Origin of the sequence: Streptomyces sp. NPDC005303, from assembly GCF_040607335.1 — a bacterium.
GTDB lineage: Bacteria > Actinomycetota > Actinomycetes > Streptomycetales > Streptomycetaceae > Streptomyces.
In genome coordinates this window covers 819162-829975 of record NZ_JBEXGM010000001.1, presented here as the reverse complement: position 1 = coordinate 829975, position 10814 = coordinate 819162, and the positions used below count along the sequence as shown (strand labels likewise).

The window sequence follows — 10814 nt, the reverse complement described above, 5'->3', positions numbered from 1 at the left end:
AGAGGATCCGGGCCTTCGATTTCAGTAGCGGGGACAGGATTTGAACCTGCGACCTCTGGGTTATGAGCCCAGCGAGCTACCGAGCTGCTCCACCCCGCGCCGTTGTGTTGCAACCGTACCACGGCGCAGGGGTGGGCATCTGACCAGCGGCTGGTCAGCCGCTGGGACTACCGCTCGGACTGCTGCTGGGGCTGCTCCTCGGGCTCGGACTGCTGCTGGGCTTCGCGCTGGTGCCGTTGCCCTTGCCCGCCGCGGACTGCGCGTCCTCGGCCCGCTTGAGCGCGTCCTTCAGGTCTTCCTGGGCCCGGCCGTACGCCTCCCAGTCGCCCTTCTTCAGGGCTTCCTGGCCGGCGTCGAAGGCCTTCTGGGCGTCGTCCAGCGCCTGTTGGACCGTCGGGTTGCTGGAGGCCGGCGGCGGCTTGGTGGTCCCGCCGTCGTCGTTCGGGGGCTGGGTGGTCGAAGCGTTCGCTCCGAACACCTTGTTCAGCGCCTCGTCGAGGGTGTCCTCGAAGGCGGTGTTGCCTCCGTAGGTGACCAACACCTTCCGCAGCAGCGGGTACTTGAGTCCGCCACCGCGTACGTAGACCGGCTCCACGTAGAGCAGTCCGCCGTCGAGCGGCACCGTCAGGAGATTGCCGTACTCCACGTTGGAGTCGCCTCTGTTGAGGAGGCTGATGGTCTCGGCGATGTCCTGTTCGGAGTTGAACTGGCTCTGCACCTGTTTGGGCCCGTTGACCGTGGTGTTGGTCGGCAGTTTCAGGATTCTGATCTTGCCGTAGTCAGGGGTGCCCGCCTCGGCGTCGACCGACATGAACGCGCTGAGGTTGTCCCGGCCGTTGGGCGTGAACGTCGTCGTGAGCGAGAACGCCTGTGCCGACTGGTCCGGCATCTTCATGCTCAGGTAGTACGGCGGCACCGCGTCGCCCGACTTGTTGGTCGGGTCGTCCGGGACCTGCCACACCTCACTGCCGCTGAGGAAGGTGTCCGCGTCCTCGACGTGGTAGCGCGCCAGCAGTTCACGCTGGACCTTGAACAGGTCCTGCGGGTACCGCAGATGGGCCATCAGGTCGGTGGAGATGTCCTTCTTGGACTCCACGGTGCCCGGGAACGCCTTCATCCAGGTCTTGAGGACCGGGTCCTTGGTGTCCCACTGGTAGAGCTTGACCTCGCCGGTGTACGCGTCGACGGTCGCCTTCACCGAGTTGCGGATGTAGTTGACCTGGTTCTGCTGGGCCACCACCGCGCGCTGGTTGTTCGTCGCGGTCAGCGAGTCGGCCGTGGTGTCACCGAGGGTCGTACGCGAGGAGTACGGGTAGCCGTTCGTCGTCGTGTAGGCGTCGACGATCCACTGGATCTTGCCCTTGACCACCGCCGGGTAGGCGTCGCCGTCGATGGTCAGCCAGGGGGCGACCGCCTCGACGCGCTGCTTGGGCGTGCGGTTGTACAGGATCCGCGAGCCCTCGCCGATCGCTCCGGAGTAGAGGATCTGCGGCTCGCTGAACGCCACCGCGTACGCGGCCCGGTTGACCGGGTTGGAGAGGTTGACCCCGCTCTTGTCCTTGTAGCTGTACGTCTTCTCGCCCGAGTCGTCGGAGTAGTCGATCTCCTTCTGGGGACCGCCGACGATCGAGTACGTGGTGGTCTTCTCGCCGTAGTAGACGCGCTGCTGGTACGTCCCGAGGTCGCCCTGGGAGGGCAGGTTGGACTCGGTGAAGACCGGGCGGCCCTCGGCGTCGGCCTCGGTGCCCTTCGCGGCGACCACGCCGTAACCGTGGGTGTAGCGGAAGTGGTCGTTGATCCAGTTGTTCTTCGGGATGCCGGCGAGGTTCAGCTCGCGCAGCCCGATGACCGTGTCCTGGTCCTTGCCGTCCTTGCTGTAGCGGTCCACGTCCAGGTTGGTCGGGAACGCGTAGTAGTTCCGCATCTGCTGGAGCTGCTGGAACGTCGGCGAGACCACGTTGGGGTCCACGACCCGGATGCTCGCCGTGGCGTCGACGTCGTCGCGCAGCTTGGTCTTGTCCGTGGTGGTGGACTTGCCGTCGTATTCCTTCACGGAGGCGTCGTCGATGCCGTAGGCCTCACGCGTCGCCTTGAGGTTCTTCTCGACGTACGGCGCTTCCTTGGCCTGCTCGTTCGGCTGGACCTGGAACTTCTGGACGATCGCGGGGTAGAGCCCGCCGATGAGGATCGCCGAGAGGACCATCAGGCCGAAGCCGATCACGGGCAGCTGCCAGGTGCGCCGCCACAGGGTGGCGAAGAACAGCAGAGCGCAGATGACGGCGATGCAGAACAGGATCGTCTTGGCCGGCAGATAGGCGTTCGCGTCGACGTACCTGAGGCCCGTCCAGCTGTCGGTCGCCTTGAAGTCGCTGGACTTGACGGCGAGGCCGTACCGGTCGAGCCAGTACGCGACCGCCTTCAGGGCCACGAAGATGCCGAGGAGCACCGACAGGTGGCCGGTCGCGGCGGCGGTGGCCCGCGCGCCCGGGGAGGTGACCCTGAGACCGCCGTACAGGTAATGGGTGAGCGCGGCGGCGATCACCGAGAGGATCGCGGCGGCGAAGCCGAAGCCGAGCAGGAACCGGTACCAGGGCAGGTCGAAGGTGTAGAAGGAGATGTCGAGGTGGAACTGCGGGTCCTTCTGACCGAAGGACACGCCGTTGACCCACATCAGCCAGGTCCGCCACTGACTGGAGGCGGAGGCTCCGGCGATCAGGCCGACCAGGGAGACGATCCCGAGCAGCAGCCACCTCTTGTAGGGCGCGATGCCCATCCGGTAGCGGTCGAGATTCTGCTGCTCCATCGACATGGCGCTCAGCGGCGGGCGCAGCCGGTGGGCCAGCCAGATGTTGACACCGACAGCGAGGGCCATCAGCAGACCGAAGACGAAGAACAGCCCGATCTTGGTCCACAGCGTGGTGGTGAACACGGACGAGTAGTTCACCGAGCGGTACCAGAGCCAGTCCGTCCAGAAGCCCGCGAACATGGTGAACGCCATGCCGAGGACGGCAAGGACGCCCAGCGTCATGAGCAGGGTCCTGGCACGCCGGGACGGGCGGCCCACTCTCATCCGCGGCCCTGTCGGGCCTCCGCCGCGGTCCGGCATCTGGAAAGCCAAGGTGCGCACCTCGAAGTTCGCTGTCGATCCGTCAGGCCCTCGTGTTCGCGGGCCCCTGGGTGGCCCCCCGTGATCGCGGGCCCACACCTATGCAACTTACTCACCGTTTACTCGGTTCCCGATTCCGGTCACGAACGAGGCAGGATTGTGACCATGTCCAACACCCCCATGGCGGCGAGCCCGCTCACCCGGGCCGTACTCGAGATCGACGAGTACGCCTCCGGCCTCGGCTGGGACCAGCCCGCCCGCCTCTTCGCCCTCGTAGACACCGCCCGGCTGCGGGCCCAGGAACCCGCCCTCGCGAGCCAGCTCGGTCTGCAGGAGGCGCGGGAGGCCGCGGCCCTGACCCCCATCGAGCAGGACGAGATTCCCGCGGGCAAGCCGCTCGACGAGTTCCTCGGCACCATCGCCTGGCCCGACGCGGTCGTCGGCTGCGCGCTCACCGTGGAACGCCTGATGCTGCCGCCGTCCGCCGAGGCGTCGGTCCCGCAGGGGCTGAGCGAGGCCAAGCTGGCGAAGTGGGTCGCCGAGCACCCGGACCGCCAGGAGGTCCGCATGACGGTCGCGGTCCTGCGCGACGGCACCCGCGACTCGGCCCTGCGGCTGCGCGAGAAGGACTCCCCCACCGAGGTCCTCACCGGCCGCGACCTGGTCCCCGGCCTGGCGGAGGCCCTGTCGGCGACGTTCGCGGACTGAGGTCTCCCGGGGCTTCGATGTTGCCGAGGCCTTCCGGTACGGCGGAGGTCTTCCGGTACGGCGGAGGTCTTCCGGTACGGCGAAGGGGGCGCCCTCGGTGTGAGGGGCGCCCCCTTCGTCGTGCACGCGCGTGCCGGTCAGCCCTTGGCCGTGCACTTCGGCAGGTCGGACGTCCTGCCGTCACGGAGGTCCTTGAGCGCGCCGAGGGCGTCGTCGATGGTCTTCACCTTGATCAGGGTCAGCCCGCCCGGGGTGTCCTTGGCGGCGGCCGCGCAGTTGTCGGCGGGCGTCAGGAAGTACTGGGCGCCCTTGTCGCGCGCGCCGACCGTCTTCATCTCGATGCCGCCGATCGGGCCGACCTTGCCGTCGTCGTCGATCGTCCCGGTGCCGGCGACGAACTTTCCGCCGGTCAGGCTGCCCGGGGTCAGCTTGTCGTAGATGCCGAGCGCGAACATCAGACCGGCGCTCGGGCCGCCGACGTCGGCGAGCTTGATGTCGATGGTGAACGGGAAGGTGTGGTCGGTCCCCGCGGCGATCCCCACGATGGCGCGCTTCTCACCCTCGTCGTCGGAGGCCCGGGTGGTGATCGTGACCTTCTCGGTCCTGGTCGCCGTCCTGTGCGCCTTCTCGGCGGCGGCCTGTTCCTTGGCGGGCACGACCGTGAAGACGACGTCCTCGCCCGGCTTGTGCTTCGTCACCAGTTTCGCGACATCGTCCGGCGCCTTCACGACCGTGCCGTCGACGGCCTTGACGACGTCACCGGCGTGCAGCCGGCCCTCGGCCGGGGAGTCCTTGACGACGGTCGAGACGATCACCCAGGACTGCACCGGGACGCGCAGTTCCTCCAGGGCGGCGACCTTGGCGCTTTCCTGGGACTGGCTGAACTCCTCGGCGTTCTCCTGGGTCGACTGCTCCTCGGTCTTGCCGTCCGGGTAGAGCGTGTCGTGCGGTACGACCTTGCTGTCGTGCGCGAGCCAGCCGTACACGGCCTCGACGAGGTTCATCTTGTAGTCGGCGCTGGTGACCCGGACGGTGGTCATGTTCAGGTGACCGTTCGTCGGATACGTCTTGCGCCCGGAGATCTGCAGCACCGGCTCGCCGCCGTGGTCCCCGAGGGTGTTCACCGTGGGGCCCGGTGACATCTCGGCGTAGGGCACTTTGATGAAGACTCCCGCGCAGAGAAGCGCGATCAGCATCAGGGTGGAGGCGAGCATCGTCGCGGTGCGGCGTGGCATGGCACGACAGTACGGGACGGTCCTGTCGGACCATCGTCAGGGCGCCGCCGTCAGGTGGACGTCAGGTGCCGGAGTGCGACTTCTCCATCGCGGCGCGGAAACGGGCGTACCCGTCGAGCTCGGGGCCGTCGCCGCGCGCCTTCCGGGTCCGGTTGGCCCAACTGCCCCACAGCCCGGCGACGACCGCGGCCAACAACGGAATCAACAACCAGACGAGCGCCCCCATGCCGACCTCCCGACCCCATGCTGAGCAACCGCAGAAAACTGACTGATCAACAGATTAACCCTGTGCACTGACAACGCTCACGCCAGGGGTGCGGTTACGCAACCGGAGAGGTGGAGGAAGGGTTCAGCAGGCGCCGACCCATTCCTCCGTACCGTCGGAGAACGTCTGGTGTTTCCAGATCGGCACCTCGTGCTTGAGATCGTCGATCAGTTTCCGGCAGGCCTCGAAGGCCTCGCCCCGGTGCGGGCAGGAAACCGCGACGACGACGGCGAGGTCCCCGACTCCGAGATCCCCCACGCGATGCACGGCGGCAAGTGCCCGCACCGGGAACTCGGCGACGACCTTCTCCGCGACCCTGCGCATCTCGGCCTCGGCACTGGGGTGGCACGAGTAGCCGAGTTTGTCGACGTCGGCGCCCCCGTCGTGATTCCGCACGGTCCCGACGAACAGGGCGGTCCCCCCGGCCGCGTCGTCCCCGACGGCGCGGAAGACCTCGTCGAGGGAGAGGGCGGTCTCGCGGATACCGATGAGCTTGATCGGCTCGTCGGCGGTCTGCTCACCGGGGTGGTCGAAGGTAGGTGCCATGCGTCCATCGTGCCGCACGTCCTGGGCAACGGGGAATGAAGCCTTTACCCGGCACACACGCGTGCGGCGTTGGAGACTCGTACAGGCAGCCCACCCGGGGGCGCGGGGAACTGCGCGGCAAGCCCCACCGGCGGTCAGCCGCCGGCCAACCTCACGCGGCACCCCGCAGCGCGCTCCGCTCAGATCCTCCGCCGGGCCTTCCGAGCCCGCCGTACGACAGCCGCCGCGCCCAGCAGAGCAACCGTCGCTCCAGCAGCCCCCGCCGCCGTCGCGTCCTTGCGCCCCAGTCGCCGCCCGGCGACAGTATGCCGCCCGGCGACCTCCTCCAGCAGCTCCGCGAGCACCTCCTCGTTGGTCCACCGCGGCCGCCACCCGGCGTCATGCAGCCGGCTCCCGCTCACCACCCAGGGGTACATCGTGTACGCGAGGTCCCCGGCCGGAGACGGTGTCAGGCCGATCCGGTGCAGCCGGGCCGCCGCCCCCAGCGCGACGGCCGACGGCAGCTCCATCCGGCGGATCCCGCTGAGCTCCTCGATCTCCTCCTGCTCCAGCCACCCGTCACACCCGACGGCGAGCTCTCCGTCGACCTTCTCCAGGACGGCGTGCTCCAGCGCGCTGCACAGGTCCTCGACGTGGCAGAACTGCCAGGCGGGCCGGGACCCGGCCACGACCAGGAGCCGCGGCGACTCGAAGTACCGGGTCAGGGCGGTGTCGGTGCCGCCCCCCACCAGCACGGCGGGCCGCACGACGGTGACATTGAGCCCGGGGTGCGCGCGGGGCGCCCGCCGCGCGAGCCGCTCGATCTCCAGCAGGTCGCCGACGCCGGTCGCCTCCGCGGTGGCCCGCAGTTCGGCGTCCTCCGAAAGGGGCAGCTCGTTGTCCGGAAGCGCCCCGTAGACCATCGCCGAGGTGCACAGCACGACCCGGTGGACGCCCGCGGCCGCCGCGGCGGTCAGCACGGTCTGCGTCCCGCGCACGTTGTACGCCGTACGCGCCGCGGGATCGGAATCCAGGTCGAGGTCGAGTGCCAGATGCACCACGACGTCGGCTCCGCGCAGCTTCTCCGCGATGGCCGGATCCCGTACGTCCAGGATGTGCCACTGCGCCGCGGCGCACTCACCACGCCGCTCGTCGAGCGCGATGACCTGCTTGATCTCCTCCGAGGCGGCGAGCCGCTCGGTGAGCATCGCTCCGATGCCGGACGCGGCACCGGTGACCGCGACGACTGGCCCGCGCGTGGCGGGATTGGTTGACTGGTTTCGCGCTGCGCGAACCTGCGGATCAGGGGAACTCACCGGGCGTCTCCAGCGGTTGTCTTCAGTAGGAACGCGAGTGACGCGTACGTACCAGGTGGCATCCATCCTGCCGCAGGCGGAGAGTCGGCGGAGCACTGAGGCCCTGACGGCCGTCGGTGTCTACGCTGGGGGGTGTTATCGGGCAGCCGCGCCGCCGGAGGCAACCGGTGGCCTTACCAGCCGAGGAATCCCGTGAGTGACACCCCATTCGGATTCGGCCTTCCGCCGGAGGAGCCGGACGACGGCGACGAGGGCAAGAAGAAGGACCAGGAGAGCGGTGGTGGTCAGGGACCGGCCAACCCGTTCGGTTTCGGCGGTCTGCCCGGAGCCGGAGGCTTTGGCGGCCCCGGTGCGGACAATCCGCTCGCAGCCATGTTCGGGTCGTTGAACCCCACCGACCTGGGCGCCGCCTTCCAGCAGCTGGGCCAGATGCTCTCGTACGAGGGCGGCCCGGTGAACTGGGACATGGCCAAGCAGATCGCCCGCCAGACGGTGTCTCAGGGCACCTCGGACGGCACCAAGGACGCGAGCATCGGCCCCGCCGATCGCACCGCGGTCGAGGAGGCCGTACGCCTGGCGGACCTGTGGCTCGACGACGCGACATCGCTGCCGTCCGGCGCGGGCTCCGCCGTGGCGTGGTCCCGCGCGGAGTGGGTCGAGGCGACCCTGCCCGCGTGGAAGGAGCTCGTCGACCCGGTCGCCGAGCGGGTCGGCACCGCCATGGGCGATGTCCTGCCCGAGGAGATGCAGGCCATGGCGGGCCCGCTGATCGGCATGATGCGCTCGATGGGCGGCGCCATGTTCGGCACCCAGATCGGGCAGGCCGTCGGCGTGCTCGCGGGCGAGGTCGTCGGCTCCACCGACATCGGCCTGCCGCTGGGCCCGGCCGGCAAGGCCGCGCTGCTGCCGGCGAACATCGACGCCTTCGGCAAGGACCTGGGCGTGCCCAAGGACGAGGTGCGGCTGTATCTCGCCCTGCGCGAGGCCGCCCACCAGCGCCTCTTCGCGCATGTGCCGTGGCTGCGCTCGCACCTGTACGGCGCGGTCGACGGGTACGCGCGCGGGATCAAGGTCGACACCGCCAAGCTGGAGGACGTGGTCGGCCAGTTCGACCCGCAGAACCCCGAGCAGCTCCAGGACGCACTCCAGCAGGGCATGTTCCAGCCGGAGGACACCCCGGAGCAGAAGGCGGCCCTGGCCCGTCTGGAGACGGCTCTGGCGCTGGTGGAGGGCTGGGTGGACGCGGTGGTCCACGCGGCCGCGAAGCCGCGTCTGTCGTCCGCCGACGCGCTGCGCGAGACCCTGCGCCGCCGGCGTGCCTCGGGCGGTCCGGCCGAGCAGACCTTCGCCACGCTGATCGGCCTGGAACTGCGCCCGCGCCGTCTGCGGGACGCCTCCCGGCTGTGGGCCTCGCTCACCGACGCGCGCGGTGTCGACGGCCGTGACGGCCTGTGGGCCCACCCGGACATGCTGCCGACCGCGTCCGACCTGGACGACCCGGACGGCTTCGTGCACCGCGAGCAGCTGGACTTCTCCGAGCTGGACAAGATGCTCGGCGAGGCGGCGGACGGTTCCGGCAAGCCCGACCTGAAGAAGCCCGACCTGAAGAAGCCCGACCTGAAGAAGGACGACGACACCGAGTGAGCCTCCATGACGACGCCGTCCTGGTCCTCAAGGGGTACGAGGACCAGGCGGATCTTCGCCAGGCCTATCTGGACCATCTGGCGGCCCGCCCGGACGCCATGTGGAAGGCCTGCGAGGAGGGCCACCTCACGGCGAGTGCCCTGGTCGTCGACCCGGAGCGCGGCCGGGTCCTGCTGACCCTCCACAAGAAGCTGCGCATGTGGCTCCAGATGGGCGGCCACTGCGAGCCGGCCGACACCTCCCTGGCGGCGGCGGCCCTGCGCGAGGCGACGGAGGAGTCCGGCATCCCGGGTCTGACGCTGCTGCCGGGCGGCCCGGTGCGCCTGGACCGGCATCCGATCCCGCCGCCGTGTCACTGCCACTTCGACGTCCAGTACGCGGCGCTCGCGCCGTCCGGCGCCGTGGAGACGATCAGCGACGAGTCGCTCGACGTACGGTGGTTCGCCTACGACGAGGTGGCGGATGTCGCCGACGAGTCCGTCGTACGGCTGCTGGACGCGACGCGCGCGCGGCTTTGAGCGCACAGGTAAGGGGCGCCCGGCAATGACAGGCGCCCCTTACATCTGACATTCGAGGGGTCTAGCTGTTGCTGCCCCCGAGGGAATTGCCGCGCATGCCGAACTGGCCGAGCACCCCACCGTTGCGCATGCCCTGCGGCGGCAGCAGCTCACTGGGCTGGACCAGGACGTGGCCGGTGCCGCCGAAGTGCATCTCCCAGCCCTCGCCGGTGGTGCCCCTGCGCCGCCACACCCCGGAGGTGGAGGTGGGTGCCTGGAGCTGGGTGCGCAGGGATGTGGACCAGGCGATGACGGCGTCGGAGTCGACACAGACGTTCTTGTCCGGGCCCACCTCCAGCACCAGGGGCTCGCCCGAGGTCATCAGCACGACCTGGCCGGAGCCGGACAGCTCCAGGTTGTAGGCGCCCGCGGCCGCCACCTCGACGGCGCTGTCCACGGCGACGATGCCGACGCCGAGGGAGCCGTCGAAGGCCAGCACGTAGGAGCTGTCGACCGTGATGCCGGAGCCGACCTCCATGATGTGCAGGTGCTGGGCGAGGTTCGCCAGGTAGACGATGCCGTGGCCCTTGCAGCGCATGAGGTCGAGGCCCTCGCCGGTCATCCGCTCGACGTTGCGCCAGCTGCGGTTGCGGTACTGGCTGTCGAACTCGACCTGCCCCTCGAAGGCGACCATGGCGCCCTGCCGGGCGAGCACCGGGCTGCTGCCCTGGGTGACGTCGGTCTTCAGGAGCTGTGGGTTCTGCAGGGTGTAGCGCCCGGTCGACTCGACCGGGACGTGTGCGAAGAGTGTGCTGTGCATGGTGCCTGGTGCTCCCCTCAGCCCCGGATCTTGAATCGGTCGCCGGTGTCCTCGCTCGGCTGGACGACCACGAAGCCCTGTCCCTTGAAGCCGATCTGGAAGGCCTCGCCGCTGCCGCGGCCGATGAGGGCGCTCGCCTTGATGGTGCGGCGGGCCTTCATCTCCAGGCCGGTCGTCCACGCGACGAGCGCGTCCGGGTCGACGTACGTCTCGCGTTCGGCGCAGTCCAGGGCCATCGGGATGCCCCGGCTGACCAGGGCGACCCAGCCCGTGCCCTTGATCACGAGGTTGGTCAGACCGGAACCGGAGAGCTTCGCGAGCCCCTTGACCGGCTCGATGGCCAGTTCCAGCGAGGCGTCGCAGGCCAGCAGGGTGGCGCCGTTGACCGAGAGCGCCTCGCCGTTGAGGTGCAGGACGAGGATGTCGCCGCCGTAGTCGGCCAGGTAGAGGTCGCCGTCGCCGCGGGCCAGCATCAGCTTGCCGCCCTCACCGGAGACCATCTCCTCCGCCGAGCGGCGCAGGCTCGCGGGCGCCCCGTCGAACTGGACATAGCCGTCGTAGGCGATCATCGAGCCGGCCTTGGCGATCAGATCCTGACCGGTGACCATGGTGACCTTGAGCGTCTTGGAGCTGTGCACACTCATGCGGACGCCGGTCGCGGCGGCGCGGTGCGCACTCAGAGTCTGGGAGTCCATGGC

The 10814-nt window shown here is 69.4% G+C and carries 10 protein-coding genes and 1 tRNA gene; 3 read left to right on the top strand and 8 right to left on the bottom strand.

Annotated elements, in window-relative coordinates; translation table 11 throughout:
- Positions 1–25: 25 nt before the first annotated feature.
- Both ABZT93_RS03915 and ABZT93_RS03910 read right to left on the bottom strand, forming a co-directional pair.
- A tRNA-Met gene (locus tag ABZT93_RS03915) sits at positions 26–99 on the bottom strand.
- A 55-nt stretch (positions 100–154) separates the two neighbouring features.
- A complete protein-coding gene (locus ABZT93_RS03910) occupies positions 155–3106 on the bottom strand; it encodes a UPF0182 family protein (RefSeq protein WP_356098483.1) in 2952 nt (983 codons plus the stop codon).
- A 165-nt stretch (positions 3107–3271) separates the two neighbouring features.
- Between ABZT93_RS03910 and ABZT93_RS03905 the strand changes: the two genes are divergently transcribed.
- Positions 3272–3814: a PPA1309 family protein gene (locus tag ABZT93_RS03905; RefSeq protein WP_356098352.1), complete on the top strand. Its 543-nt coding sequence runs from the start codon at positions 3272–3274 to the stop codon at positions 3812–3814.
- Positions 3815–3951: 137 nt separating this feature from the next.
- Here the strand turns inward: ABZT93_RS03905 and ABZT93_RS03900 are convergent, their stop codons facing one another.
- The 4 genes from ABZT93_RS03900 to ABZT93_RS03885 all read right to left on the bottom strand — a co-directional run bounded on the left by ABZT93_RS03900 (position 3952) and on the right by ABZT93_RS03885 (position 7155).
- Positions 3952–5049, bottom strand: a complete 1098-nt coding sequence (locus ABZT93_RS03900; protein ID WP_356098349.1) for a PDZ domain-containing protein — start codon at positions 5047–5049, stop codon at positions 3952–3954.
- A 61-nt stretch (positions 5050–5110) separates the two neighbouring features.
- Positions 5111–5275 carry a hypothetical protein gene (locus tag ABZT93_RS03895; protein WP_356098347.1) on the bottom strand — a complete coding sequence of 55 codons (165 nt, stop codon included), beginning with the start codon at positions 5273–5275 and terminating at the stop codon, positions 5111–5113.
- Between the two features lie 123 nt (positions 5276–5398).
- Positions 5399–5860, bottom strand: a complete 462-nt coding sequence (locus ABZT93_RS03890) for a molybdenum cofactor biosynthesis protein MoaE (RefSeq protein ID WP_356098344.1) — start codon at positions 5858–5860, stop codon at positions 5399–5401.
- 179 nt (positions 5861–6039) lie between these two features.
- Positions 6040–7155, bottom strand: a complete 1116-nt coding sequence (locus tag ABZT93_RS03885; RefSeq protein WP_356098343.1) for an SDR family oxidoreductase — start codon at positions 7153–7155, stop codon at positions 6040–6042.
- Positions 7156–7347: 192 nt separating this feature from the next.
- Here ABZT93_RS03885 and ABZT93_RS03880 point away from each other — a divergent pair, with 192 nt between their 5' ends.
- Positions 7348–8799 carry a zinc-dependent metalloprotease gene (locus tag ABZT93_RS03880; RefSeq protein WP_356098340.1) on the top strand — a complete coding sequence of 484 codons (1452 nt, stop codon included), beginning with the start codon at positions 7348–7350 and terminating at the stop codon, positions 8797–8799.
- Positions 8796–9317 carry an NUDIX hydrolase gene (locus ABZT93_RS03875; protein WP_356098339.1) on the top strand — a complete coding sequence of 174 codons (522 nt, stop codon included), beginning with the start codon at positions 8796–8798 and terminating at the stop codon, positions 9315–9317. Before ABZT93_RS03880 ends, ABZT93_RS03875 begins: the two co-directional genes overlap by 4 nt.
- A gap of 61 nt (positions 9318–9378) precedes the next feature.
- Here the strand turns inward: ABZT93_RS03875 and ABZT93_RS03870 are convergent, their stop codons facing one another.
- Positions 9379–10116, bottom strand: a complete 738-nt coding sequence (locus ABZT93_RS03870; RefSeq protein ID WP_356098336.1) for an AIM24 family protein — start codon at positions 10114–10116, stop codon at positions 9379–9381.
- A gap of 17 nt (positions 10117–10133) precedes the next feature.
- Entirely contained in the window at positions 10134–10811 is a 678-nt protein-coding gene (locus tag ABZT93_RS03865; protein ID WP_057612239.1) for an AIM24 family protein, read from the bottom strand.
- Positions 10812–10814: the final 3 nt, after the last annotated feature.